General features: G+C 70.6%; 20 protein-coding genes. 14 read left to right on the top strand and 6 right to left on the bottom strand.

Features of this window, described 5'->3' with window-relative positions; translation table 11 throughout:
• Nucleotides 1-4: 4 nt before the first annotated feature.
• Both G6G98_RS10110 and G6G98_RS10105 read left to right on the top strand, forming a co-directional pair.
• Nucleotides 5-1,318 carry a DUF6986 family protein gene (locus G6G98_RS10110; RefSeq protein ID WP_164234721.1) on the top strand — a complete coding sequence of 438 codons (1,314 nt, stop codon included), beginning with the start codon at nucleotides 5-7 and terminating at the stop codon, nucleotides 1,316-1,318.
• The gene (locus tag G6G98_RS10105; protein WP_067347856.1) at nucleotides 1,315-2,139 is read left to right on the top strand and encodes a bifunctional allantoicase/(S)-ureidoglycine aminohydrolase; all 825 of its coding nucleotides are present in this window, start codon (nucleotides 1,315-1,317) and stop codon (nucleotides 2,137-2,139) included. Before G6G98_RS10110 ends, G6G98_RS10105 begins: the two co-directional genes overlap by 4 nt.
• 282 nt (nucleotides 2,140-2,421) lie before the next feature.
• On the opposite strand, the gene dctA is transcribed toward G6G98_RS10105, so the two are convergent.
• Nucleotides 2,422-3,924 (bottom strand): C4-dicarboxylate transporter DctA, encoded by a 1,503-nt coding sequence (dctA, locus tag G6G98_RS10100; RefSeq protein ID WP_067347852.1) that lies wholly within the window; start codon nucleotides 3,922-3,924, stop codon nucleotides 2,422-2,424.
• 232 nt (nucleotides 3,925-4,156) lie between these two features.
• Here dctA and G6G98_RS10095 point away from each other — a divergent pair, with 232 nt between their 5' ends.
• From G6G98_RS10095 to G6G98_RS10060, 8 genes are all read left to right on the top strand, one after another.
• The gene (locus tag G6G98_RS10095; protein WP_067347850.1) at nucleotides 4,157-4,948 is read left to right on the top strand and encodes a hydroxypyruvate isomerase family protein; all 792 of its coding nucleotides are present in this window, start codon (nucleotides 4,157-4,159) and stop codon (nucleotides 4,946-4,948) included.
• A gap of 28 nt (nucleotides 4,949-4,976) precedes the next feature.
• The gene (locus tag G6G98_RS10090; RefSeq protein WP_067347846.1) at nucleotides 4,977-5,852 is read left to right on the top strand and encodes a 2-hydroxy-3-oxopropionate reductase; all 876 of its coding nucleotides are present in this window, start codon (nucleotides 4,977-4,979) and stop codon (nucleotides 5,850-5,852) included.
• Nucleotides 5,853-5,919: 67 nt separating this feature from the next.
• A complete protein-coding gene (gene gcl, locus G6G98_RS10085; protein WP_067347842.1) occupies nucleotides 5,920-7,707 on the top strand; it encodes a glyoxylate carboligase in 1,788 nt (595 codons plus the stop codon).
• Between the two features lie 13 nt (nucleotides 7,708-7,720).
• Entirely contained in the window at nucleotides 7,721-8,854 is a 1,134-nt protein-coding gene (locus G6G98_RS10080) for a glycerate kinase (protein ID WP_067347838.1), read from the top strand.
• A 151-nt stretch (nucleotides 8,855-9,005) separates the two neighbouring features.
• Nucleotides 9,006-10,535 (top strand): NCS1 family nucleobase:cation symporter-1, encoded by a 1,530-nt coding sequence (locus G6G98_RS10075; protein WP_067347836.1) that lies wholly within the window; start codon nucleotides 9,006-9,008, stop codon nucleotides 10,533-10,535.
• Nucleotides 10,536-10,554: 19 nt separating this feature from the next.
• Nucleotides 10,555-11,280, top strand: coding sequence for an aspartate/glutamate racemase family protein (locus G6G98_RS10070; protein WP_067347833.1), 726 nt, complete (start codon nucleotides 10,555-10,557; stop codon nucleotides 11,278-11,280).
• A gap of 77 nt (nucleotides 11,281-11,357) precedes the next feature.
• Nucleotides 11,358-12,758: an allantoinase AllB gene (allB, locus tag G6G98_RS10065; protein ID WP_067347829.1), complete on the top strand. Its 1,401-nt coding sequence runs from the start codon at nucleotides 11,358-11,360 to the stop codon at nucleotides 12,756-12,758.
• 224 nt (nucleotides 12,759-12,982) lie between these two features.
• Nucleotides 12,983-15,199, top strand: coding sequence for an ATP-dependent Clp protease ATP-binding subunit (locus tag G6G98_RS10060; protein ID WP_164234647.1), 2,217 nt, complete (start codon nucleotides 12,983-12,985; stop codon nucleotides 15,197-15,199).
• 75 nt (nucleotides 15,200-15,274) lie between these two features.
• Here the strand turns inward: G6G98_RS10060 and G6G98_RS10055 are convergent, their stop codons facing one another.
• Nucleotides 15,275-16,327: a lipase family protein gene (locus tag G6G98_RS10055; RefSeq protein ID WP_067347815.1), complete on the bottom strand. Its 1,053-nt coding sequence runs from the start codon at nucleotides 16,325-16,327 to the stop codon at nucleotides 15,275-15,277.
• A gap of 11 nt (nucleotides 16,328-16,338) precedes the next feature.
• The gene (locus G6G98_RS10050) at nucleotides 16,339-17,760 is read right to left on the bottom strand and encodes a M28 family peptidase (RefSeq protein WP_164234648.1); all 1,422 of its coding nucleotides are present in this window, start codon (nucleotides 17,758-17,760) and stop codon (nucleotides 16,339-16,341) included.
• Nucleotides 17,761-17,848: 88 nt separating this feature from the next.
• Here G6G98_RS10050 and G6G98_RS10045 point away from each other — a divergent pair, with 88 nt between their 5' ends.
• Complete coding sequence (locus G6G98_RS10045) at nucleotides 17,849-18,841, top strand: AsnC family transcriptional regulator (protein WP_067347810.1); 993 nt, start codon at nucleotides 17,849-17,851, stop codon at nucleotides 18,839-18,841.
• Nucleotides 18,842-18,848: 7 nt separating this feature from the next.
• Here the strand turns inward: G6G98_RS10045 and G6G98_RS10040 are convergent, their stop codons facing one another.
• Nucleotides 18,849-20,186 carry an MFS transporter gene (locus G6G98_RS10040; protein ID WP_067347807.1) on the bottom strand — a complete coding sequence of 446 codons (1,338 nt, stop codon included), beginning with the start codon at nucleotides 20,184-20,186 and terminating at the stop codon, nucleotides 18,849-18,851.
• Between the two features lie 321 nt (nucleotides 20,187-20,507).
• On the opposite strand from G6G98_RS10040, the gene G6G98_RS10035 reads away from it, so the two are divergent.
• Together G6G98_RS10035 and G6G98_RS10030 are read left to right on the top strand one after the other, a co-directional pair.
• On the top strand, nucleotides 20,508-21,875 hold the full coding sequence (locus G6G98_RS10035; protein ID WP_164234649.1) for an 8-oxoguanine deaminase: 1,368 nt from the start codon (nucleotides 20,508-20,510) through the stop codon (nucleotides 21,873-21,875).
• A gap of 44 nt (nucleotides 21,876-21,919) precedes the next feature.
• On the top strand, nucleotides 21,920-23,380 hold the full coding sequence (locus G6G98_RS10030) for a nucleobase:cation symporter-2 family protein (protein WP_164234650.1): 1,461 nt from the start codon (nucleotides 21,920-21,922) through the stop codon (nucleotides 23,378-23,380).
• A gap of 92 nt (nucleotides 23,381-23,472) precedes the next feature.
• Here G6G98_RS10030 and G6G98_RS10025 read toward each other — a convergent pair whose 3' ends face one another.
• Both G6G98_RS10025 and G6G98_RS10020 read right to left on the bottom strand, forming a co-directional pair.
• A complete protein-coding gene (locus G6G98_RS10025; RefSeq protein ID WP_067347799.1) occupies nucleotides 23,473-24,060 on the bottom strand; it encodes a nitroreductase family protein in 588 nt (195 codons plus the stop codon).
• A 112-nt stretch (nucleotides 24,061-24,172) separates the two neighbouring features.
• On the bottom strand, nucleotides 24,173-24,775 hold the full coding sequence (locus G6G98_RS10020; RefSeq protein ID WP_067347797.1) for a TetR/AcrR family transcriptional regulator: 603 nt from the start codon (nucleotides 24,773-24,775) through the stop codon (nucleotides 24,173-24,175).
• An 80-nt stretch (nucleotides 24,776-24,855) separates the two neighbouring features.
• Between G6G98_RS10020 and G6G98_RS10015 the strand changes: the two genes are divergently transcribed.
• Nucleotides 24,856-26,568, top strand: coding sequence for an amidohydrolase (locus tag G6G98_RS10015; protein ID WP_164234651.1), 1,713 nt, complete (start codon nucleotides 24,856-24,858; stop codon nucleotides 26,566-26,568).
• Nucleotides 26,569-26,605: the final 37 nt, after the last annotated feature.

The raw sequence follows: 26,605 nt of genomic DNA, 5'->3' as shown, positions 1-26,605 counted from the left end.
CACAGTGGCCGCCAGCGTCAACACGAGCAGTTCGACCCTCGGCGAGGAGGATCTCGCCGCCATCGACGCCCGGCTGTCCGGCACCGACACGCTGCTCGCCACCTCCTACCCGGGGGATGACGGCACGCGTCAGCCCGTGCACACGCTCTACGTGCCCGCCGACCGCTACGACCCGGAGCTTCCCGCCCGGTTCGGCGCGGAGGCGGCCGCGGCGGTCGCCGGATTCGGCGGCGCAGCGGCGCTGGCCGAGGCGGTCGGACTCGGCCACCTGGCCGAGGAGCTCGCGCCGCTCGTCGACGCCAAGCTCGCGAGCGAGCCCATCGAAGACCTCCGCCTGGACTTCGAGGACGGCTACGGCGCCCGCCCCGACGAGGAGGAGGACGCGGATGCCGTGCGCGCGGCCGAGCAGGTGGCGCAGGCCGTGGCCGCCGGCGTGGCGCCGCCGTTCATCGGCATCCGGTTCAAGTGCTTCGAGGCGCCGACCCGGCGCCGCGGCATCCGCACCCTCGACCGGTTCCTGACCACCCTGGTCGCGAACGGCGGACTGCCCGACGGACTGGTCCTCACCCTGCCGAAGGTGACCACCGTCGAGCAGGTCGAGGCGATGGTCGCGCTGTGCGAGATCTTCGAGGAGCGCCTGGGCCTCGCGCCCGGCCGCCTGCGCTTCGAGGTGCAGATGGAGACGCCGCAGCTCATCGTCGCGGCCGACGGCACCGTGCCCGTCGCGACGCTGCTGCACCGTGCGGACGGCCGCGTCTCGGCGCTGCACTACGGCACCTACGACTACAGCGCCTCGCTCGCGATCGCGGCGGCGTACCAGTCGATGGAGCATCCGGCCGCCGACTACGCCAAGCAGGTCATGCAGGTGGCCGTCGCCGAGACCGGCGTGCGGCTCTCCGACGGGTCGACGAACGTCATCCCGGTCGGCGAACCGGAGCACGTCCGCGGCGCCTGGCAACTGCACGCCCGCCTGGTGCGGCGCTCGCTCGAGCGTGGCTACTACCAGGGCTGGGACCTGCATCCCACGCAGCTGCCGACCCGCTATCTGGCGACCTACGCGTTCTACCGCGAGGGCTTCGCCGCCGCCGCGAAGCGCCTGGACAACTACCTGCACGGCAGTGACGCGACGATCATGGACGAGCCGGCCACGGCCCGTGCCCTGGCGCGCTTCGTCGTCCGCGGCCTGGAGTGCGGCGCGATCATCGAGACGGAGTCGCGCGAGGCGACCGGCGCCACCCGTGCCGAGCTGATCAGGCTCGCCCACCCGAAGCTCGCCCTGGCTGCGGCATCCGACACGTCCGAGAAGGAGAACTCATGAGCACCGAGGCTCGCACCTACTACACCCCGGCCGGAGGGCTGCCTCCGCAGACCGACCTGCTGACCGACCGCGCGATCGTCAAGCTCGCCTACACGGTCATCCCGAAGGGGGTGCTGCGCGACATCGTCACCAGCAGCCTCCCGGGCTTCACGAACACCCGCGCGTGGATCATCGCCCGGCCGACGCCGAGCTCGGCGACGACCTTCTCGCAGCTGATCGTCGAGATCGCCCCCGGGGGCGGTGCGGTGAAGCCGGAGCCGGAGGCCGGCGTCGAAGGCGTCGTGTTCGTCACGACCGGAAAGCTCACCCTGACGCTCGAGGGCGAGACCCACGTGCTCGAGGCGGGCGGCTACGCGTTCCTCGCGCCGGGCGCGAACTGGTCGCTCGCCAACGAGGGCGACGAGATCACGAGCTTCCACTGGATCCGCAAGGCGTACGAGTGGCTCGACGGCGTCGACGCCCCGGCATCCTTCGTCACCAGCGACGACGACATCGAGCCCACTCCGATGGTCGGGACGGACGCGTGGCTCACCACCCGCTTCGCGGACTCGAACGACATGGCGCACGACATGCAGGTGAACATCGTCACCTTCAAGCCGGGCGGCTCGATCCCGTTCGCCGAGACGCACGTCATGGAGCACGGCCTCTTCGTGCTGGAGGGCAAGGCCGTGTACCACCTCAACGGCGACTGGGTCGAGGTCGAGGCGGGCGACTACATGCTCCTGCGCGCGTTCTGCCCGCAGGCCTGCTACGCCGGCGGTCCCGGCAACTTCCGCTACCTGCTCTACAAGGACATGAACCGTCAGATCAAGCTGACCTGAGGTCCGACCCGGAAGGCGCCGTCCCCGCAGCGGGGCGGCGCCTTCCGCGTGTCCGGGGGCGTGCGAAGGTGCGGGGCGGATGCTTGTGAGGCAGTGCTGACCGGGAGGGGGGGCTGCCCGTCGGGAGGGGAAAGCGCGTACGGGAGGAGGAATCTGTGGCGAACCTCAGCCCGAGTGTGCGTTCTCCTCCCGCAGGGCGAGACCCGGCATCCGCCCCTCTGAGCGGGAACACGCAGAAGCGGGGCCCGCCGGATGGCGGACCCCGCTTTCGACGCGTGCGACTCAGGGCTTCGCGTCGTCCTTGGCGCCGGCATCCGGCAGGGCGATCGTCGTGCCGTCGACCATTCGGATCTCCGGGTACTCGTCCTCGAAGGGTCCACCGCCGAACTTCGGGAGCGCCGGCTTGCCCTCGGCGACGCGCTGCGCGTTCGCCCGCTCGAACTCCTCGTCCTCGCCGAGCATGATCGCCGAGTCCTCGTTCGTGATCGCGCCGGCGAAGGCGGCCTTCATCACCTTGGGGTCGAACTGCTTCTCCCACTTCGCGACGACGAAGGTGGCGACGCAGTTGCCGAGGAGGTTGACCGAGACGCGCATCGAGTCCATCAGCCGGTCGGCGCCGAGCAGCAGGGCGACGCCCGCCACGGGGAAGATCCCCAGTGCGGCCGCGGTGGCGGACAGCGCGAGGAAGCTCGATCCGGGTACGCCTGCCATGCCCTTCGACGTGAGCAGCAGGATGCCGAGAGCCGCGAGCTGCTGGCCGAAGCTGAGGTCGTGGCCGAAGGCCTGTGCCAGGAACAGCAGCGAGATCGACAGGTAGATCGCCGCGCCGTCGAGGTTGAACGAGTAGCCGGTCGGGACGACGAGACCGACCGTGGCCCGGGAGCAGCCCGCGTTGGTGAGCTTGGTCATGATGCGCGGCATCACGGCCTCGGTCGACGCGGTGCCGAGGGCCAGCAGCAGCTCGTCCTTGATGTACTTGATGAAGGACCACAGGTTGACGCCGGCGAACACCCAGGCGACGACGAACAGCAGGCCGATGAAGATGATCGCCGCTCCGTAGCAGGCGAGGATCAGCACGCCGTAGGTGCTGAGGGTCTCGATGCCGTACTGGCCGATGATGAAACCCATCGCGCCGAAGGCGCCGATCGGCGCGATGCGCATGATCCACGACATGATCTTGAAGATCAGCTCGAGGATCAGCTCGAACAGGCTGAGCACGGGAGCGCAGCGCTTCGGCCCGATCACGATGATCGCCGCGCCGAAGAAGATCGCGAAGAACAGAACCTGGAGCAGGGTGTTCGTCGCGAACGCGTTGACGACGCTGTCAGGGATGACGTTCAGCAGGAACTCGGAGGCGCTCTTCGCCTCTCCGGTCTTGTCCGCCAGCGCTCCCTCGTCGAGGGTGGACGGGTCGATGTTCAGTCCCTTGCCCGGTTGAACGATGTTCGCGACGATGAGGCCGAACACGAGCGCGAACCCGGTCGCCGCCGTGAAGTACACGAGCGCCTTCACCCCGACCCGGCCGACGGACTTCACGTCGCCGACGGCGGAGATGCCGGTGACGATCACGAGGAAGATCAGTGGCGCGATGATCATCTTGATGAGCCGGATGAAGCCGTCGCCGAGCGGCTTCAGCTGCGCGCCGATGTCCGGGAAGAAATGCCCGATCGCGACGCCGAGCACGACGGCTACGGCCAGGTGGAAGAAGAGCGACTTGTAGAACGGCTGGCGCTTGGCCGGAACGCCGATCGTGGAAGTTGCAGTGTCTGGATCAGTGATCCTCATGGGAGACCTCTCTTGCTCGACATCGAGTTGAGTCTGGACGCCTCTGGAATCAGGGCGTTCGTGAACTGTAACGCCGACGCCAGAAATTCCGCAATAGGAAAGCAAACCTCCATATGATGAAAGTTCTGGTATACCAAAAGGGTGAACCTTCCCGTTGACATGCTCCCGCGACGCGCGTAGAGTTTCATTACTAGGAATTCTTCTTCCACGATCCGAAATCAAGGATGATCCCATGAGCTACACCGTGAACGCCTCGATCCTGCTGACCGAGCTGCCGCTCCTCGACCGCCCCGCCGCGGTCAAGGCCGCCGGCTTCGACGCCGTCGAGTTCTGGTGGCCGTTCGCCACGGCCGTCCCCGCCCAGGAGGAGGTCGACGCCTTCGTCGCCGCCATCCAGGACGCCGGCGTCCAGCTCACGGGCCTCAACTTCTTCGCCGGCGACATGGCCGGCGGCGACCGCGGCCTGGTCTCCTGGATCGGCCGTGAGGACGAGTTCCGCGCGAACGTCGACGTCGTGGTCGGCATCGGCGAGCGCCTCGGCACCAAGGCCTTCAACGCCCTCTACGGCAACCGCATCGAGGGCGCCGACGCGAAGGCGCAGGACGACCTCGCCGTGCAGAACCTCGCCTTCGCCGGCGCCGCGGTCGCGAAGATCGGCGGCATCGTTCTGCTCGAGCCGGTCTCCGGCATGGACGCCTACCCGCTGAAGACGGCGGCGGATGCTCTCGCGATCATCGACCGCGTCAAGGCCGAGCACGGCGTGGACAACGTCAAGCTGCTCGCCGACTACTACCACCTGGCCGTGAACGGCGACGACGTCGCGGCGGTCATCGCCGGCCACGCCGCCGAGTTCGGCCACATCCAGATCGCGGACGCGCCCGGCCGCGGCGAGCCCGGCACCGGCGAGCTGCCCCTCGAGGAGTGGATCGATGCGGCCCGCGCCGGCGGCTACACCGGACCGATCGGCCTCGAGTACAAGGCCACCCAGGCCGCACCGTTCGCCTGGCTCGGCCAGAACGCCTGACACCCTCTTCCCGCTAAGGAGCGACGACATGACCAGCATCGCCATCATCGGCCTCGGCATCATGGGCCTGCCCATGGCCAAGAACCTCGTCAAGGCCGGCTACGACGTGACCGGCTTCAACCGCAGCCAGGAGCCCATCGACAAGCTCGTCGAGGCCGGCGGCAAGGGCGCCTCCAGCGTCGCGGACGCCGTCAAGGACGCCGACGTCATCATCACCATGGTCCCGGACTCCCCGGATGTCGAGGGCGTCGTGCGCGGTGAGGACGGCGTGTTCGCCAACGCCAAGGCCGGTGCGCTGTGGATCGACAACTCCTCGATCCGTCCCGACGTCGCGAAGACGCTCGCCGAGGAGGCCGTCGCGGCCGGCTTCGGCGCGGTGGATGCTCCCGTCTCCGGCGGCGAGCAAGGCGCCATCGACGGCGTCCTCTCGATCATGGTCGGTGGCTCGCCCGAGCACTTCGCGGCCGCCGAGCCGGTGCTGAACGCCATCGGCAAGACCATCGTGCACGTCGGTCCCGCCGGCGCGGGTCAGACGGTGAAGGCCGCGAACCAGCTCATCGTCGCCGTGAACATCCAGGCCCTCGCCGAGGCCGTCACCTTCCTCGAGGCCTTCGGCGTCGACACGGATGCCGCCCTCAAGGTGCTCGGCGGCGGGCTCGCCGGCTCCAAGGTCCTCGACCAGAAGGGGCAGAAGATGCTCGACCGCAACTTCGACCCCGGTTTCCGCCTCGCCCTCCACAACAAGGATCTGGGCATCGTCACCTCCGCAGCGCGTTCCGTCGGGGTCACCGTCCCGCTCGGCGCGGCAGTCGCCCAGCTCGTGAACGCCCTCGTCGCCCGCGGCGACGGCGGACTCGACCACTCCGGGCTCTTCAAGCTCACCACCGAACTCTCCGGCCGCTGACGCGTTTCGTCTCTGCGTTTCGACTCGCTTCGCTCGCTCAACGACCGCAAAACCTAAGGACACTCCCATGACTCGCATGCGCGCAGTGGACGCCATCGTCCAGATCCTGGAGAAGGAGGGCGCCACTGAGGCGTTCGGCCTTCCCGGCGCCGCCATCAACCCGCTGTACTCCGCGATGCGCCGGCACGGCGGCATCCGCCACACCCTCGCCCGCCACGTCGAGGGCGCCTCGCACATGGCCGACGGCTACAGCCGCACCGGCGACGGCCGCATCGGCATCTGCATCGGCACGTCCGGCCCGGCCGGAACCGACATGATCACCGGACTCTACGCGGCGATCGCGGACTCCATCCCGATGCTGTGCATCACCGGCCAGGCGCCGGTCGCGAAGCTCGACAAGGAGGACTTCCAGGCCGTCGACATCGCGTCCATCGCGAAGCCGGTGACGAAGTTCGCGAAGACCGTGCTCGAGGCCGGCCAGATCCCCGGCGCCTTCCAGACGGCCTTCCAGATCATGCGCTCCGGCCGTCCAGGCCCCGCGCTGATCGACCTGCCGTTCGACGTGCAGATGACGGAGATCGAGTTCGACATCGACACCTACGAGCCGCTGCCCGTGGCCAAGCCCGCCGCGACCCGCGCGCAGGCCGAGAAGGTGCTCGACATGCTCATCGCGGCGAAGCACCCCGCGATCATCGCCGGCGGCGGCGTGGTGAACTCGGGCGCCTCCGCGAAGCTCGTCGAGCTCGCCGAGACGCTGGGCGTTCCCGTGTTCCCGACCCTGATGGGCTGGGGCGCGATCGGCGACGACCACCCGCTGGCCGGCGGCCTCGTCGGCATCCAGACCTCGCAGCGCTACGGCAACGCGAGCTTCCTGGAGAGCGACTTCGTGCTCGGCATCGGCAACCGCTGGGCGAACCGCCACACCGGCGGTCTCGACACGTACCGCAAGGGCCGTACCTTCGTGCACGTCGACATCGAGCCCACCCAGATCGGCCGCGTCTTCGCTCCCGACTACAGCGTGGTGTCCGACGCCGGGGCGTTCATCGACGCCCTGCTCGAGGCCGCCCGCGACCGCGTCGCCGAGCTGCCCGACTACAACGCCTGGGCCGAGGAGTGCCGCGGACGCAAGGCGCGACTGCAGCGCAAGACCAACTTCGACAACGTGCCCATGAAGCCGCACCGCGTCTACCAGGAGATGCTGTCCGCGTTCGGACACGACACCACCTACGTCACCACGATCGGCCTCTCGCAGATCGCCGGCGCGCAGCTGCTGCACGTGTACGGACCGCGCCAGTGGATCAACGCCGGCCAGGCCGGGCCCCTCGGCTGGACCCTGCCCGCCGCCCTCGGCGTCGTCCGCGGCAAGCCGGAGGAGAAGGTCGTGGCGCTCAGCGGCGACTACGACTTCCAGTTCATGATCGAGGAGCTCGCCGTGGGTGCGCAGCACAAACTGCCGTACATCCACGTCGTGGTGAACAACAGCTACCTCGGACTGATCCGCCAGTCGCAGCGTCCGTTCGAGATGGACTACGAGGTCTCCCTCGCCTTCGACAACATCAACACCCCGTACGACGAGAACAGCGTCGCCACCGGCTACGGCGTCGACCACGTCAAGGTCGCCGAGGGGCTGGGCTGCAAGGCGATCCGCGTGGAGCGTCCGGAGGACCTCGCCGCCGGCTTCGCCGAGGCGGAGCGACTCAAGGCAGAGTTCCAGGTGCCGGTGGTCGTCGAGGTCATCCTCGAGCGGGTCACCAACATCGCCATGGGTGCCGACCTCGACACGATGAACGAGTTCGAGGACCTCGCAGTCACCGCCGAGGACGCGCCCGAGGCCGTCTACGCGCTGCTCGACTGAGCTCCGCACCGTCATGCGCATCCTGATCGCCTCGGACAAGTTCAAGGGCTCCGCCACGGGGTCCGAGGTCGCCGCCGCCCTCGCGGACGGCATCCGGGAGGTCATCCCGGATGCCGTCATCGAGGCCGTGCCGGTGGCCGACGGCGGCGAGGGGACGGTCGACGCCGCCCTCGCCGCCGGGTTCGAGGCGATCACCGCGACGGTGACCGGGCCCACGGGGGAACCCGTCGAGGCCCGGTTCGCGGCGCGCTTCGGAGAAGGGCGCGCGGAGGCCATCATCGAGATGGCCGTCGCCAGCGGCCTCGACGTGCTGCCGGACGGCGAGAAGGCGCCGCTCACGGCGACGAGCCGGGGGACGGGCGAGCTCATCGCCGCCGCGCTCGATCGCGGCTGCACCACGATCGTGCTCGGCGTGGGTGGCAGCGCCAACACCGACGGCGGCGCGGGGATGCTGCAGGCGCTGGGCGTCTCGCTCCGCACCGCCGACGGCGAGGTCGCGCCCGGTGGCGCGGCCCTCGCCGACCTGACTTCCGTCGACGTCTCAGGACTGGACCCGCGCATCGCCGGGGCGAGCATCGTGCTGGCCAGCGACGTCGACAACCCGCTCCTGGGCGACCGGGGGGCCGCTGCGGTGTTCGCGCCGCAGAAGGGGGCGAGCGCCGACGATGTCGCCGTCCTCGAGGCGGGCCTCTCGCGGCTGGCCCATCTCCTCGAGGCCCAGCCCGGCGTCCGGCCGTCCGCCGGCGACCCCGGCGCCGGCGCCGCCGGCGGGGTCGGCTACGCCGCGCTCGCCGTGCTCCGCGCGAGCCGCGAGCCCGGCATCGACGTCGTTCAGCGCCTCACCGGGCTCGCCGCGCGCGTGGCCTCCGTCGACCTCGTCATCACCGGCGAGGGCAGCCTCGACGACCAGAGTCTCGGCGGCAAGACCCCGCTCGGGGTCGCCGCCGCCGCGAGGGCGGCCGGAGTCCCGGTCGTGGCCGTGTGCGGCCGCTCCACCCTCAGTCCCGCCGACGCGGAAGCCGCCGGCTTCCGTGCCGTCTACCCGCTCAGCGAGATCGAGCCCGACCCCGCCGTCAGCATCGCCAACGCGAAGCCGCTGCTGGTGCGGGTGGGGGCGCGGATCGCCTCGGAGTCCCTCACCCGGTGAGGTGTGCTCAGCGGGGCTCCTCGGAGCCCCGCCCAAAACCATTGACAAGTGATTTGTCATATGATTTGATCTCTACATCCCGAAATTACTTTTCCACTTTCTGGAATAGAATCTTCACAGACCTGACGTCGTCGTCAAGGAAGGGCCAAAGATGTCCGCTGAAGAGTACGTACACATCCCGAGCCGCCGCTCCGAGGGACTCGACGAAGCACCGTCGGCCCTCATCGCGGTGCAGGCCGGCATCAGTCCGCGCCTCTACAACAGCGACCTCGCTCCGACCACGCGCGAGGGCCGCCACTGGCACGCCTACAGCATCTTCGCCCTGTGGGCGAACGATGTCCACAGCCTGGGCAACTACGTCTGGGCGATCGGACTGTTCTCGCTCGGCATGAGCGGCGGCGCCATCCTGGGCTCGCTCTCCTTCGGCGCCCTGTTCCTGTTCCTCCTGCTCACCCTGTCCGGGTTCATGGGGGAGAAGACGGGCGTGCCGTTCCCCGTCATGAGCCGCATCAGCTTCGGAATCCACGGCGCCCAGATCCCCGCCCTGCTCCGCGGCGGCGTCGCCATCGCCTGGTTCGGCATCCAGACGTACCTCGCCTCGCAGGTGCTGCAGGTCGTCATCCTCGCGCTCATCCCCGGCGCCGCCGGCCTGCAGGAGGGCGCGTTCCTCGGCCTCTCCGCGCTCGGCTGGATCACCTTCCTCGCCCTCTGGGTCGTGCAGTCGATCATCGTCAGCTACGGCATGGAGATGATCCGCAAGTACGAGGCCTTCGCCGGCCCGATCATCCTCGCGACCTTCGTGGCGCTGGCCGTCTGGGTGCTCGTGCAGGCCGACTTCCAGATCTCCTGGTCCAACGACGCGCCGCTCACCGGCGTCGAGCTCTGGCTCAACATGCTCGGCGGAGCATCCGCCTGGGTCGCGATCTACGGAACCTTCGTGCTCAACTTCTGCGACTTCACCCGCGGAGCCCGCTCGAAGAAGGCCATCATCAAGGGCAACTTCTGGGGCATCCCGATCAACATGCTCTTCTTCGGGCTCATCGTCGTGATCCTCGCCGGCGGCTCGTTCACGGTCAACGGCCAGGCCATCGGCTCGCCCGCCGACGTCGTCGCCGCGATCCCGAACACGCTGCTGCTCGTGCTGGCCTCGCTCGCCCTCATCGTCCTCACCATCGCGGTGAACCTGATGGCGAACTTCGTCGCCCCGACCTACGCGCTGACCAACCTGTTCCCGAAGCGGCTGAACTTCCGCAGGGCGGCGCTGATCTCGGCGGTCATCGGGCTCGTCATCCTGCCCTGGAACCTCTACAACTCGCCCGTCGTGATCGGCATCTTCCTGAACGGCCTCGGCGCCCTGCTCGGTCCGCTGTTCGGCATCATCATGGTGGACTACTGGCTCATCCGGAAGCAGCGGATCAACATCCCCGACCTGTACTCCGAGCACGCCACCGGCGAATACCACTACACGCGCGGCTTCAACCCCCGCGCCGTCATCGCCCTGGTGATCTCCGGCGTGATCGCCCTCCTCCTCACCTTCGTCCCGGCGTTCCAGGTGGTCAGCCAGTTCTCCTGGTTCCTCGCCGCAGGCCTCGGCGCGATCGTGTACGGCGTCCTCGCCGACCGCCGCGGCCCGTTCCACGATGTCGAGGCGGGCGACATCGCCGTCACCCCGACCCACTGACCCGGAAGGCAGCACGAACATGCGCATCCTCGTCGCCAATGTGAACACGACCGAGACGATGACCGAGGCGATCGCCGAGGCGGCCCGTGCGGCCGCCTCGCCGGGAACCGAGATCATCGGCCTCACCCCGGACTTCGGAGCCGACTCCTGCGAGGGCAACTTCGAGAGCTATCTCGCCGCCATCGCCGTGATGGACAAGGTCGTCCGGTACGAGGGCGAGTACGACGCCGTCATCCAGGCCGGCTACGGAGAGCACGGCCGGGAGGGGCTGCAGGAGCTGCTCTCGGTGCCCGTCGTCGACATCACGGAGGCGGCCGCGTCCACCGCCATGTACCTGGGCCGCACCTACTCGGTCGTCACCACGCTCGACCGCACGGTGCCGCTGATCGAGGACCGCCTGATCCTCGGCGGCCTGCACGACCGCTGCGCCTCGGTGCGCTCCTCCGGGCTCGGCGTGCTCGAGCTCGAGTCCGACCCGGAGCGCGCGGTGGAGGCCATCGCCTCCGAGGCGCAGCGGGCCGTGGAGGAGGACCGCGCCGAGGTCATCGTGCTCGGCTGCGGCGGCATGGCCGAGCTGAAGGATCGCGTCGTCGAGCTCTGCGGCGTGCCCGTCGTCGACGGCGTGCAGGCGGCCGTCGCGGTCGCCGAGAGCCTCGTGCGCCTCGGACTCACCACCTCGAAGGTGCGCACCTACGCCCCGCCCCGCCCGAAGCGGATCACCGGATTCCCGTCCGCCGCCCGCTGAACTCGCGGATAATCCAGAACAGACACCACCACATCACACACGGCCCGGCGAAGGCGCCGGAAGAAGGGAAGAGCGACATGTCGCAGGAGAACGAGAAGCAGGATGCCGCAGGCGCATCGCTCGACCCGACGGGCGAGCACTACGACCTGGTGATCCGCGGTGAGCGCGTGCTCACCAGCGCCGGCATCCGTCCGCGGGAGGTCGGCGTCCGGAACGGCGTCATCGTCGCGATGCAGCCGCTGGGCAACAACCTCGACGGTGCCGAGATCATCGAGCTCGGCGAGGACGAGACGCTCATCCCGGGCCTGGTCGACACGCACGTGCACGTCAACGAGCCCGGCCGCACCGAGTGGGAGGGCTTCGCGTCGGCGACCCGCGCCGCCGCGGCAGGCGGCGTGACGACCATCGTCGACATGCCGCTGAACAGCATCCCGCCGACCGTCAGCGTCGAGGCGCTGAACGTCAAGCGCGAGGCGGCGAAGGGGCAGACGCACGTCGACGTGGGCTTCTGGGGTGGCGCCGTGCCCGGCAACACCGCGGACCTGCGCCCGCTGCACGACGCCGGCGTCTTCGGCTTCAAGTGCTTCCTGCTGCACTCCGGCGTGGACGAGTTCCCGCCGCTGGACGCGGACGAGCTCGAGACGGACATGCGCGAGCTCGCGAACTTCGACTCGGTCATGATCGTGCACGCCGAGGACTCCCGTGCGATCGACCGCGCCCCGCAGCCGGAGGGCGACGACTACAGCAAGTTCCTCGCGTCCCGTCCGCGCGGTGCGGAGAACCTCGCCATCGCCGAGGTCATCGAGCGTGCCCGCTGGACCGGCGGCCGGGCGCACATCCTGCACCTGTCGTCCTCGGATGCGCTGCCGATGCTGCGCTCGGCGAAGCAGGACGGACTGAAGCTCACGGTCGAGACCTGCCCGCACTACCTCACCCTGACGGCCGAGGAGATCCCGCACGGCGCCACGCAGTTCAAGTGCTGCCCGCCGATCCGCGAGGCGGGCAACCGCGAGCTGCTCTGGCAGGGCCTGGAGGACGGCACGATCGACTTCATCGTGTCGGACCACTCGCCCTCGACCCTCGACCTCAAGGACCTGGAGAACGGCGACTTCGCCGTGGCATGGGGCGGCGTCGCCTCGCTGCAGCTCGGCCTGTCGCTGATCTGGACCGAGGCGCGTCAGCGCGGCCTCGAGCTGGAGACCGTCGTGTCGTGGATGAGCGAGCGCCCCGCGCAGTTCGCCGGCCTCACCGGCAAGGGCCGCATCGCCCCCGGCTACGACGCGGACTTCTCGATCTTCGCGGCCGACGACGCCTACGTCGTGGACGTGAAGAAGCTGCACCACAAGAACCCGCTCACCCCGTACCACGGCAAGGCGCTCGCCGGCGTCGTGCGCAGGACGTGGCTGCACGGCGAGGTCATCGACTTCGAGACCCCGCGCGGCCGGCTGCTGCGCCGCGGCATGACCGACGCGGAGTGATCCGTCGCGGAGTGATCCGTCGCAGTCGCTGAGACCCCTGTCTGCCACCGAGACCCCCACCTGTTCACGCGGACAGCTGGGGGTCTCGACGGCATTCGGGGGTTTCGGCGTTGACGGGGGAGAGGCCTCAGGAGTAAAGTTGAGTCAACAACACTCAACTTTGTTCCGGAGGGCCGCACCGGTCGCCGGCGAACGACCAGAAGGAGTCTCCTCAGGAGGAACGCATGACCACCCCGCAGACCAGCTCTCAGAACCAGGAACAGCAGTCCGCCCTCGAGCAGTTCGGCATCAACCTCACCGATCGCGCCCGCCAGGGCAAGCTCGACCCCGTCATCGGACGGGACAGCGAGATCCGGCGCGTCAGCCAGGTGCTCACCCGCCGCACGAAGAACAACCCCGTCCTCATCGGCGAGCCCGGCGTCGGCAAGACCGCCGTCGTGGAGGGCCTCGCCCAGCGCATCGTCGCCGGCGACGTCGCCGAATCCCTCAAGGACAAGGAGCTGGTCACCCTCGACATCTCCGCGCTCGTCGCCGGCGCGATGTACCGCGGGCAGTTCGAGGAGCGGCTGAAGAGCGTGCTCAAGGAGATCACCGAGTCCGACGGGCGGATCATCACCTTCATCGACGAGCTGCACGTCCTGATGGGCGCCGGCGGCGGCGAGGGGTCGGTCGCGGCCTCCAACATGCTCAAGCCCATGCTGGCCCGCGGAGAGCTGCGCCTCATCGGCGCCACCACGCTCAACGAGTACCGGGAGTTCATCGAGAAGGATGCCGCGCTCGAGCGCCGCTTCCAGCAGGTGTACGTCGGCGAGCCCTCGGTCGAGGACACCATCGCCATCCTCCGCGGGCTCAAGGGCCGCTACGAGGCGCACCACGGGGTGACCATCTCCGACAGCGCCCTCGTCGCCGCGGCGGCCCTGTCGAACCGCTACATCCCGGCCCGGCAGCTGCCGGACAAGGCGATCGACCTCATCGACGAGTCCATGTCGCGGCTGAAGATGGAGATCGACTCCTCCCCGGTGGAGATCGACCAGCTCAAGCGCCAGGTCGACCGCATGAAGCTCGAGGAGCTCGCTCTCAAGAAGGAGAAGGACGCCGCGTCCAAGGAGCGCCTCGGCACCCTCCGCGAGCAGCTCGTCGAGATGGAGCGGGAGCTCGCCGGCCTCGAGGAGCGCTGGGCGCGCGAGCGCCAGGGCCTGAACCGGGTCGGCGAGCTGAAGAAGCAGCTCGACGACGCGATCACCCAGCGCGACCTCGCCATGCGCAACGCCGACTACACGAAGGCCTCCAAGCTCGAGTACGAGACGATCAAGCGCCTGGAGCGCGACATCGCCGAGGCCGAGCAGGCCGAGGCGACGGTCTCCGACGAGGGGCGCATGGTCAACGAGCAGGTCACCGAGGAGGACATCGCCGCGGTGATCGCGGCGTGGACCGGCATCCCCGTCGGCCGTCTCCTGCAGGGGGAGAGCGAGAAGCTCCTGCACCTGGAGAACGAGCTCGGCAAGCGCCTGATCGGCCAGAAGGAGGCCGTCAGGGCGGTGTCGGATGCCGTGCGCCGCTCGCGCGCCGGCATCAGCGACCCCGGCCGCCCGACCGGATCGTTCCTCTTCCTCGGCCCGACCGGCGTCGGCAAGACGGAGCTGGCCAAGGCGCTCGCGGAGTTCCTCTTCGACGACGAGCGGGCCATGGTGCGCATCGACATGTCCGAGTACGGCGAGAAGCACTCCGTCTCCAGGCTCGTCGGCGCCCCTCCCGGGTACGTCGGCTACGAGCAGGGCGGTCAGCTCACCGAGGCCGTGCGGCGTCGTCCGTACAGCGTGATCCTCCTCGACGAGGTCGAGAAGGCGCACCCCGAGGTGTTCGACATCCTGCTGCAGGTGCTCGACGACGGCCGTCTCACGGACGGCCAGGGGCGCACGGTCGACTTCTCGAACGTCATCCTCGTCCTCACCTCCAACCTCGGCTCGCCGATCCTCATCGACCCGACCCTGTCGGACGAGGTGAAGCGGGAGCAGGTGATGGCGCTGGTGCGGCAGGCCTTCCGGCCCGAGTTCCTCAACCGCCTCGACGATGTCGTGATGTTCTCCGCGCTCAGCGAGGACGACCTCGCGCAGATCGTGGAGCTCTCCGTGGACCAGCTGCAGCGGCGCCTGCACGACCGCCGGCTCACGCTCGCGGTCACTCCGGACGCGCGCGCCTGGCTCGCCGAGCGCGGCTACGACCCGGTGTTCGGTGCCCGGCCGCTGCGCCGCCTCATCCAGACCGAGGTGCAGAACAAGCTGGCGACGGCGCTGCTCGCAGGCGGCGTGCGCGACGGCGACGCGGTGCGCGTCGACGTGGCCGCCGACGGCTCGGGGCTCGTGCTCACCAGCGCCGGCCCGGCGCCCGAGGCCACCGGCCCCGACGACGACGTGATCGAGGCCGAGCTGCTCGACGACTGACATCCTCCACCGCGACGCCCCACCTGCGCGCCGACGCCCCACTTGAACGGCGTCCGCCAGGTGGGGCGTCGCGCCTCAGATGGGGCGTCGGCGCGATGCGAACCGGGCCGCGATCCAGTCCGCGGCTTCTGACGGGGCGTGCTGCGGATGCATCGTCCCGGAGTGGTGCGTGGGCCACCAGCGGCTCGTGAGGTCGACGCCCGCGGCGCGGTAGGCGCGCAGCAGGCGGCCGGAGAGGGGAGCGGGAGCCACCTCGTCGAATCGGGCGGCGTCGACGCGTACGGGGGCGCGGAAGCCTCGGAGCGCGACCACCTCGTTCGCCCGGAACGAGGCGTCGAGCCGCGCGAACAGCTCACGACCGGAAGCACCGCCGATGCGGCCCGGCGCGATCCCGCCCCAGGAGCGGGACGCGGCGAGCTCGGTGAGGGTGAGCCGGTCGAGATCACGCCATACGGCGGACGCCGCGGCGCCGAGCCCGTCGGCGGCGAGGAGCGCCCGCATCCGTTCGTCGGTCGTGGCGGCGCCGCGCAGCATCAGCGCGATCAGCGCCGAGACCACCCCCGATCCGGGGAAGCGCCCCGGCGCGCGCCGGGCGAGCCCGATGCTCACGTCCATGCGTGTGACGGGCGCGAACGCCGCGGTGCCGAGGAGTCGTGAGCGACGGTCGGGCTCCGATGCCACCGAGGCGTGCAGCGCGGCCACAGCCCCCTCGGAGTGCCCGGCGGCGACCCAGTCGTCGCCCAGATCCGCTGCGAACGAGTCCCGCGCCCGCATCATCCCGGTCATCGACGCCGCCAGCGACGCCCCGATCAGATACGGGTGGATGCCGGGGCCCCCGATGCCCTCGTAGTCCGGGCGGAGCACCGCGATGCCACGGGTGACGAGGGCGGCGCACAGCGCATCGCCCTGCGACATCCGCCGCCACTCCGGATGCTCGGGATCACCGGTGCTGGGTGCGGAGCGGGGCGAGCCGCCGGTGGTCATGTGGCCGTACACGACGACCGGGAACCCGCCCCGCGGCGGCGCCGCAGACGGCAGATGGATCAGTCCGGTCTGCTCCTGCGGCTCCCCGTCGATGCCGGTCGCCGGGAAGGAGACGACGCAGCCCTTCGCGAGCGGCCCGGTCATCGGGGCCCCGGTCACCAGCGCCCCCGCGGCAGGAGCCGACGCAGCGCGGCGGGCATCGTGCCGAGCATCCGTCCGTCCCGCCGCTCGGCGTCGTCGACGACGTCGGCGAAGAACCGGGCGACCGGAACGAGCTGGCCGCGGTCGATCCGGTCGATCGTGTCGGCGTCGTCGTAGAGGTACAGCGGGCCGGAGATGAGGCTGACGGTGGGCACGCCCGAGACGAACGTGAACGAGGCGTCGGTGGGGATGCCGGAGGCGAGGAACTCGAGCAGCCCGGCGCCGAGGAGGCTCGTGCCGTGCAGGCCTTGCCGCCGCACGGCGCGGCCGATCCGCCCGGTGAACGCCGGATTCACGTTGACGAAGATACCGCGCGGCTCGGTCTCCCCTGTGGACGCGAACCCGCCGTCCGCGCCCTCGACCGCGCGGAGCCCGATGTGCTCGATCGTGGCGTTCAGCACGATGTTCCACGGGGCGCCGGGGGAGAGCACGTGCCTCCTGGCGAACTCGCGGTGCGCCTGGTAGCCCGTGAAGTGCGTGTCGAAGGTGACGAACAGCAGCGTCTTCTCACGCGTCGCTCCCGCCGCGGCCGCCGCCCCGTAGTGCTCGGCGAGGGCGATCACCTCGGCGGTGCCGGAGGCGTCCTCCACGGCGCCGGGGCCGATCGAGTCGTGGTGGGACTGGATCATCACGGCATCCGTCGTGCGGCCGGGGAGCATGCCGATCACGGTGCGCGAGACGACCTCGGTGCGGGTGACGTCGAGGGTGAGCCGAGCGGCGGATGCGCCCCGCAGGAGCCGTCGCAGACGCGCGCCCTCGGCGCGCGTGACCCAGGCGCCGGGCAGGGGGAAGAGCGTCCGCCGGTAGTACTCGTTGTGGTAGTTCCGGGAGTCCGGGTAGTCGCGGAGCACGCCGATCACGCCCACTGCGCCGGCCGCCGCCGCCTCGGTCATCGTGCGGGCGAGGGAGGTGACATACGGGTTGCGGCTGCCGAGCACCTCGCGGCGCAGCACCCGCCGGCCGGGGTCGTGCAGGAAGAGCGTGAGCGGCAGCGAGTGCGCCACCGTCATGTCGAAGGTCAGGTCGAACAGCACGATCGCGCCGCGGACGTCGTGCCGGCGCACCCGCCCGTCGCCGATGTCGACGACCCGCGCCTCGATCCGGTGCTCCGCGGCGCCCGTCCAGTCATGCGCCGGAAGCGCCGAGTGCAGGATCGGCGCGCAGGCGACGGATTCGCCCCCGACGCTGACCGCACAGGTGCCGGCCCGCCAGGAGAACGACGGGACCTCGAGCACCTCGGTGGTCAGCCCGGCCGCGGCGAACCGCCGCTCGACGTAGCCGGCCGCCGCGGCGCCGCCCGGCGAGCCGGTCGCCCGCGGCGCCATCGCGACGAGATCCTCGATGGTCGCCATGATCGCGTCTTCGGTCATGCTCATGCCCTCGAGGCTAGGGAGACCGCGGTTGTGCCGCGCCATGCGCATCGAATCCTTCAGTACGGATGCTCTGATGCGTACGATTCGTCACATGGCACCACTCGACGACGGCGACGCCCGGATGCTCGGCGAGCTCGACCTCGCCATCGTGCACGCGCTGCAGATCGACGCCCGCGCCCCGTGGACGCGGGTCGCCGCCGCCGTCGGAGCGGACGCGGCCACCGTCGCCCGACACTGGCAGGCGCTTCGCGACGAGTCGACGGCGTGGCTCACCGCGTGGCCGACTCCGGAGCGCTGGTCGTCGTCGACGGACGTCGCCGTCGTGCTCCTCGATCCGCGCACGACGCCGGACGTGATCGACCGTGTCTCCGCCCTGCCGTGGGTGCTGAGCGCGGACGAGACCTCGGCCGGCTGCCTCGTGCTCGTGGCCTCCTCCGGCGGGCTCGCCCAGCTCGGGGAGCGCGTGCGCGAGATCGCCGCGCTCGGCGCCCGGGTGCGGCGGATGGACGTGGCGGCCGCGATCACCGCGGAGGACTCCGGGTGGCGGCTGCGCGTGCTCTCACGCCAGCAGCAGCGGGCCCTGCGGGACCCGAACCGCCCCGACGAGGCGCGGGCGCCTCGGCCCGACATCGTCGCCGAGCTGGCCGAGGCCCTCGACGAGGACCCGCGGATGCCGGCCGCCTCCGTGGCGAAGATGCTCGGCGTCTCGGAGGCGACCGCGCGGCGCACGGTCGACCGCGCCGTCGCAGCCGGGCTCCTCCGGCTCGGCTGCGACGTCGCGATGCCCGCTGCCGGCTACCGGCGTGGCGCCGTGCTGTGGGCGCGCGCGACGGATGCCGAGGCCGCGGCCGGGCACGCCGCACGGCTGCCGGAGGCGCATCGCGTCGGCATCCTCGTCGGTCGCGCGCCGCTGTTCGTCTGCGTCCGCGCCCGCTCACTCACCGCCCTGCCGGCGATCGAGGAGGCGTGGGGTGACGGCGTGGAGGTCGTCGACCGCTGGACCGTGCTGCGCAGCATCAAGCGCAACGGGCACTTGCTCGATGCCGAAGGGCGCTCGGCGGGTCGCGTGCCGCTGCGCTGGTAGGCGCCGGTCAGGCGGGGCTCCTCCCCGCGGTCGCCGCCTCGGCCCGCAGGCGCGCGTCCAGGCGGTAGCGCGACAGCGGCACGAGGCTGATCGCGCAGAGCACGGCGGGGATGACCGAGACGCCCAGCACGATGGCCCACTGCGCGGCGTCCGACTGCACCACCTCCGCGCCGGTCGTCGCGACGTAGCCGCCGATGCTGAGCACGAGACCCAGCACCGCCGGGCCCAGGGCATACCCGAGCAGCTCGAAGCCCGACCAGACGCCTGAGATCATGCCGATCCGGTTGGTGCCGGTGCGCTTCGCGTCCTCCGCGGCGAGGTCGGGCAGCATCGCGAGCGGGAACAGCTGTGCGCCTGCGTAACCGACGCCGACGACACCCGAGGCGATCAGCATCGGCACGGGATCGCCGGTGCGCGCCGAGAGCAGGGCGACGAGGCCCGCGGTCATCACGAGGGTCGCGACCGCGAAGCCGCCCTTCTTGCCGATGCGGCGGCCCAGCGCCGACCAGGCCGGGGTGAGGACGACGGCCGGGGCGACGAAGCACAGGAACGCGACCGTCGCGACGCCCGGGTCGTGCACCACATGGCGGGCCACGTAGACGACCCCGCCGAGGACCATGCCGATCGCGACGGCCTGCAGCACGAACGAGACGATCAGCGTGCGGGCATCGCGGTCGCGCAGCACGATCGCGAGCTGGCCGAACAGGCGCCCGCCGGCGACCTCGGTGCGGGTCAGCGCCACGCGCCGGGTGCCCCACCACACCCCGAAGGCGCCGACGAGGATGAGCACGGCCATGGCGCCCGCCATGATCCGGTATCCGCCGACGCCGCCCACCGCCTCGACGAGTGCCGGCGCGGTCGCGCCCGAGACGAGGATCGCGAGGGTGAACACGATGACCCGCCAGGTGATGAGCCGGGTGCGCTCGGAGTAGTCGTCGGTGATCTCCGCCGACATCGCCAGATACGGCACCTGGAAGAAGGCGTACACGGTCGCCGAGGCGAGGAAGAGCGCCAGCACCCACAGCGCGGCGGCCACCGGGGGAGCGGTGGGGCCGAAGAACATCGCCAGGAACGCCAGGGCGAGCAGGATGCCGGCGCGCAGGATGAACGGGCGCCGGCGGTCGTGCGGATGCCGGGAGCGATCGCTGAGCCGCCCGGCGATCGGGTTGAGGAAGAAGTCCCAGGCCTTCGGTGCGAACACGATCATCCCGGCGATCGCCGCTTCGACGCCGAGGAGGTCGGTGAGGAAGGGCATGAGGATGAGGCCGGGGACCGTGCCGTAGGTGCCGGAGGCGATGCCGCCGAGCGCGTAGCCGGCCCGGGTGCGGCGGGAGAGGGCGGTCATGAGCCGATGGTAGGGGTGCTCGCTCAGTCCCGGTCCGGAATTGACGGTGATCCGTCATCGACATGAGCGCGCGGGGCATCATCCGTCATTCCTGCTGGTTGGTGCCGGAGCATCCGCCCGCACCGGCCCAAGCGCGTCAATTTCGCTTCATGGAATAAGCAGTCCGGTTCTCGGAAGAAGTTGTTGACCTCCGGAAGCGCGCCGTGATACATCTGGAGGGTTCCGATGGCGGGACTCCTGGATCAGCAGACAGGGCAGAACTGAGCTGGCCCCCTCATCGTGGGGTCGCCGGCGACCCCACCGTCACGGATGGAGTCTCCCATGTCACAGAACACCGCCAGCGTCTGGCTGAAGAACCCGCTCGGCATCCACACCGGCACCGACGCCGACGCCCGCGGCGGGATCGTCGTCGACGGAGCGCGGGTACGCGAGCTCGTTCCCGCGGGGAGTGCGCCCGCCGCCCCCGTGGATCAGGTCGTCGACGCGTCGCGGCACGTGATCATCCCCGGCCTGATCAACACGCACCATCACTTCTACCAGACGCTCACCCGAGCCTGGGCGCCGGTCGTCAGCGCCGAGCTCTTCCCCTGGCTGAAGGGACTGTACGGGCTGTGGGCGGGGCTCACCCCGCGCGATCTCGAGCTCGCCACGACCGTCGCGCTCGCCGAGCTGCTGCTCTCCGGCTGCACCACGGCGGCCGACCACCACTACCTCTTCCCCGAGGGGCTCGAGAACGGCATCGACGTGCAGGTCGAGGTCGTCCGGCGACTCGGGATGCGGGCGACGCTGACCCGCGGCTCGATGTCGCTGGGCGAGGAGGACGGCGGTCTCCCGCCGCAGCGGACGGTGCAGGATGCCGACGTGATCCTCGCCGACAGCGAGCGGCTCATCGCGGCCCATCATGAGCGCGGGGAGGGCGCCTTCGTCCAGATCGGCCTCGCACCGTGCTCGCCGTTCTCGGTGACGACCGGAGCGATGCGCGACACCGCCGCGCTCGCCGACCGGCTCGACGTGCGCCTGCACACCCACCTCGCCGAGACGCTCGACGAGGAGGACTTCTGCCGCGAGATGTTCGGGCTGCGCACCGTCGACTACCTCGAGAGCGTCGGCTGGCTCACCGAGCGCACCTGGCTGGCGCACGGCATCCACTTCGATGACGCCGAGATCGCCCGGCTGGGCGCCGCGGGAACCGCGGTCTCGCACTGCGCCACCTCGAACATGCGGCTCGCCTCCGGCATCGCGAGGGTCCTCGAGCTGGAGGATGCCGGTGCGCCGGTCGGCCTCGGCGTCGACGGCTCGGCCTCCAACGACGGGTCGAACATGATCCAGGAGGTGCGTCAGGCCCTGTACCTGCAGCGCCTCCGCTACGGGGCGGCGGCGGTGACGCCGGAGCGCGCCCTGGACTGGGCGACGGCCGGGTCCGCCCGTGCCCTCGGCCGCGACGATCTCGGCGTCCTCGCACCCGGGAAGCAGGCCGACCTCGCGATGTTCACCCTCGACGAGCTGCGCTTCTCCGGCAGCCACGATCCCGTGGCGGCTCTGCTGCTCTGCGGCGCGGATCGCGCCGACCGCGTCATGGTCGGCGGAGACTGGCGCGTACTCGACGGCGCCGTCGTGGGGCTCGACGTCCCGCAGCTCATCGCCCACCACAGCGAAGCGGCCCGCGGCCTGCTCGCCAGGCACTCCTGAACACCGACAGCCACCGAAACCACCACACCGACGAAGAGGTCGAAATGAACAAGCAGAAGACGGCGGTCCGCCCCGAGGACGAGCGGCTCCCGCTCGGCTCCACCATCGCGTACGGCTTCCAGCACGTGCTCACCATGTACGGCGGCATCATCGCGCCACCGCTCATCATCGGCTCCATCGCCGGACTCGACGGCGCCGAGATCGGGGTGCTGATCACCGCCTGCCTGTTCATGGGCGGCCTCGCGACGGTCCTGCAGACGGTCGGCATCCCGTTCTTCGGCTCGCAGCTGCCCCTCGTGCAGGGCGTCTCCTTCGCGGGCGTGGCGACCATGGGCGCGATCGTGACGAGCGGCGGCGGGCTGCCGGCTGTGTTCGGCGCGGTGATCGTGGCATCCGTCATCGGCCTGCTCATCGCGCCGGTCTTCGCCACGATCATCCGGTTCTTCCCGCCCGTGGTCACCGGCGTCGTCATCACGACGATCGGCCTCACCCTGCTGCCGGTCGCCGCCGGCTGGGCGATGGGCGGCAACCGGGAGGCGGAGGACTTCGGCTCCCCGCAGAACCTGCTGCTCGCCGGGATCACGCTCGTGATCGTGCTGGTGCTCAGCAAGGTGCCGGTCGGGGCGATCTCGCGCCTGGCGATCCTCCTCGCCATCGTGCTCGGCACGATCGTGGCCGCGATCCTCGGACGCGTCGACTTCGCGACCGTCGCCGACGGCCCGATCTTCGCGCTGCCCAGCCCGTTCGCCTTCGGGATGCCGACCTTCGAGATCGCCGGCATCATCTCGATGTTCATCGTCATCCTGGTGACGCTCACCGAGACCACGGCCGACATCCTCGCCGTGGGCGAGATCGTCGGCACCAAGGTGGACTCGAAGCGCATCGCGGCCGGCCTGCGCGCCGACATGCTCTCCAGCGCGGTGTCGCCGGTGTTCGGCTCGTTCACCCAGTCGGCATTCGCGCAGAACGTCGGCCTCGTCGCGATCACGGGCGTCAAGAGCCGCTTCGTGGTCACCGCCGGCGGCGTCGTGCTCGTCGTGCTCGGCCTGCTGCCGGTGCTCGGCCGGGTCGTCGCCGCCGTGCCGACGCCTGTCCTCGGCGGCGCGGGCATCGTGCTGTTCGGCAGTGTCGCGGCCAGCGGCATCCGGACCCTCGCGAAGGTCGACTACCGCGGCAACATGAACCTCGTCATCGTGGCGACCTCGATCGGCATCGGGATGCTGCCGATCGCCGCGCCGACGATCTACGACCAGATGCCCGCCTGGTTCGACACGATCTTCCACTCCGGCATCAGCTCGGCCGCGGTGGCCGCGATCCTGCTGAACCTGCTGTTCAACCACCTCGGCAACGGCCCCGACAAGGATGCCTCGGTGCTCGCCGCGGCGCCGACGCGCAGCATCCCGGTCGCCTATCTCGAGGCGCTCGAGGACGGAGATTCCGTGGTCGACGGCCGCATCGTCGACAAGGACGGCAACGAGGTGACCGTCGACCGCCCCGAGCACTGACCCCGGGCACGCTCGACGCCCCACCTGGCGGACGCCCGTCAGGTGGGGCGTCGACCGCCAGATGGGGCGTCGGCGTGCGGGGGGTGCAGCGCTCAGGCGCTGAGGATCACGGTCTCCGCGATCGGACGGCGCACGCGCGGGGCGGTCTCGCCCTGCTGCAGGCCCTCGGGCAGCGCCGAGGCGTCGCCGAGCTCGCCGACGGCGATGACGGTCGTGGCGGTGAAGCGCGGGGCGAGGTCGGCGAACTCGCGGACGACCTCCGGGTCGAAGCCGCTCATCTGGTGCACGAGCAGGCCGTCGTTGTGGGCCTGGACGGAGAAGTGGGCGACGGCCTGGCCGAGGTCGTAGATCGCGTGGCTGATCGCGTTGCCGTCCTCGGACTCGGTCTCGGCGATCGCGACGATGAGCACTGCCGCGTTCGCGGCCCAGAGCTGGTTGAACTCGACCAGCGAGTCGACGATCTGCGCGTGCAGGGCGGTGCCGCGGCGGGCGACGATGAAGCGCCACGGCTGCAGGTTGTAGGCGGACGGGGCCCAGCGGGCGGCCTCGAGGGCGGCGGACAGCTTGGCCTCGTCGATCGTGTTCTCCGCGTCGTAGGCGCGGGTGCTCCAGCGGCCGGCGAGGACGTCGAGGACGGGGTGCTCGGTGGGGGCGGTGCGGTCGAGGACGGGAGTGCTCACGGAAGTGCCTTTCGGAAGGAGTGGATCGGACTCCTTCGTCCGCGTACATCGAGTCTAAACACATGTATGTGAATGCATATTCCCGATGTCACGGAACGACTTCCGGCACGCGTCAGGAGCTCGTCGGGCACCCCAGCTGCTCGGCGACCGCACGCATCGCCGCCGCCGCCTTCGGCACCGTCATCAGCGCGTTGCCGGCGACGATGTGCAGGCCGTAGGCGTCTTCGAGTGCGACGAAGGTCATCGCCAGCTGCTCGTCGTCGAGGCCGGGGGAGAAGACGCCGGCCGCGCGACCCGCGGCGAACACGCCCCGGTAAGTCTCCAGCTGCCGCACGTAGAGCGTCTGCACGAGCTCGTCATGCAGCTCCGAGTTCCCGGCGAGCACGTCGAACTCGTAGAGCAGGCTCATCAGGGCGTCCTCCGGCCCGTCGGGCAGGCCCGCGTCGATCGCCGCGCCGAGCTGGTCGCGCGGGTCCTCGATGTCGGCGAGCACGGCGTCCCGCTCGTCGCAGAAACGCTGGACGCCGGCGGCGTGCGCCTCGACGAGCAGGGCGTCGAGGTCCTCGTAGTAGTACAGGATCGCGCCGCGCGTGAGGCCGGCGGTCGCGGCGACGTCGGTGAGGGAGAGGGAGCGGAGGCCGTGCTCCTTGCCGGCCGCGTAGGTCGCCTGGATGAGCGCAGCGCGCCGCTCCTCCTGCCGTTTCGGTCGTGCCATCCCTTGACACTACCCGAGCGCCGTGTCACACTCGAAGAGTTATTTGACGTTTGAGTCAAAGAATTACGAGGAGCTCCCCGATGACCGTCGACACGCTGATCACCGGTGCGCGCGTGCGCACCTTCGACCCCGCCCAGCCGTGGGCCGAGGCCGTCGCCATCGACGGCGACCGGATCTCCTACGTCGGCCCGGCCGTCGACGCTCCGGCCGCCCGCCGCACGATCAACGCCGAGGGGCGCCTGCTCACCCCCGGCGTCATCGACAGCCACAACCACCTGCTGCTCGGCTTCGACGAGGACGCGGTCTCGTTGGAGGGCGCGCACACGCTCGCCGAGGTGCGCCGCCGCATCGCCGAGTTCGCCGCCCGCCGCCCCGACCTCACCTGGATCTGCGCGGAGAACGCGGTCTACTCCGTCGTCGAGGGGCGCCGCCCGAACGCCGCCGACCTCGAGGGGCTCACCGACCGCCCGGTGTTCGTCACCACGTACGACCAGCACTCGGTGTGGCTCAACCGGCACGCGCTCACGGTGCTCGGCATCGCGAACGGCGTCGACATCGCCTGGGGCCGCCCCGAGCGGGATGCCGCCGGCGAGGCCACCGGCTGGGTGACCGACTTCTACACGAGCGCCATGACCATCGCCGGCCTCGCCGAGCTGCAGCGCGACATCCCGATGTACTCGCCCGAGCGCCGCTACCGCAAGCTGCTCTCCAGCATGCGGATGGCCACCGCGAGCGGCATCACCACCGCCGTGGAGCCACAGGTCCCGCTCGCCGAGATCGGCCTCTTCCAGCGCGCCCTCGCCGCGGGGGAGCTCACCTCGCGCGTGATCACCGCGCTGTTCCACCCGGTGGGCGCCGACGGCGCCTTCCGCCAGCAGCTCAAGCAGGCGGTGACGGATGCCGAGGCGAACGCGGATGCCGCCGGCATGCTGCGTCTCGGCCCGCTCAAGCTCTACGCCGACGACGTCATCGAGCCGCACACCGCGCTGATGCTCGAGGACTACGCCAACCGCCCCGGCGTGCGCGGACGGCCGAGCTACCCGGGCCGCGAGCTCGTCGACGTGATCACGGAGCTCGACCGGATGGGCTTCCAGACGCACACGCACGCGACGGGGGATGCCGGCATCCGCCTCGCCCTCGACGCGATCGAGCAGGCTGGCCTGCGCAACGGCACGACCGACCGCCGGCACGGCATCGTGCACGTCGAGTGCCTGCACCCCGACGACCTGCCCCGGTTCGCCCAGCTCGGGGTCACCGCCGCGATGCAGCCGCGGCACTGCTCGCCCGACCTCGTCGCAGGCACCTGGATGGAGAACATCGGCGAGGATCGCTGGTCGCGCGCCTGGCGGTTCAAGAGCCTCCTCGACAGCGGGGCGACGGTCTCCTTCTCCAGCGACTGGCAGGTCGGCGAGATGGACCCGCTGATCGGTCTCTTCTCCGCGGCGACCCGTGCCGGACTCGACGGCTCGGACGCCTGGACCGCCGCCGAGCGGGTCGGTCTCGACCAGTCGCTCGAGGCGTACACCCTGCACGGCGCCCGTGCCTGGCACGCCGAGGGCGATCGCGGCCGCGTGCGCCAGGGCATGCTCGCCGACCTCGTGGTGTGGTCGGACGACCTGTACCGGCATGAGCAGGACCCGGCGGGACTCCTCGACCAGCACGCCGAGCTCACGATCGTCGGAGGCGGCTTCGCGCACTCCGCCGGCGCGCTCGCCGCACCGACCGCCGCACGCGCGGAGGACCCGGCGGCCTCGGGGCACGGCGCCGGCGAGGAGCACGTGCACACCCACTGAGCGCGCATGCACGTCGCCGCTGAGCGCGCATGCACGT

The sequence above is a fragment of the Microbacterium hydrocarbonoxydans genome, from assembly GCF_011752045.1.
In the GTDB taxonomy this organism is placed as follows: domain Bacteria; phylum Actinomycetota; class Actinomycetes; order Actinomycetales; family Microbacteriaceae; genus Microbacterium.
This window is presented reverse-complemented; position numbering and strand designations above follow the sequence as displayed.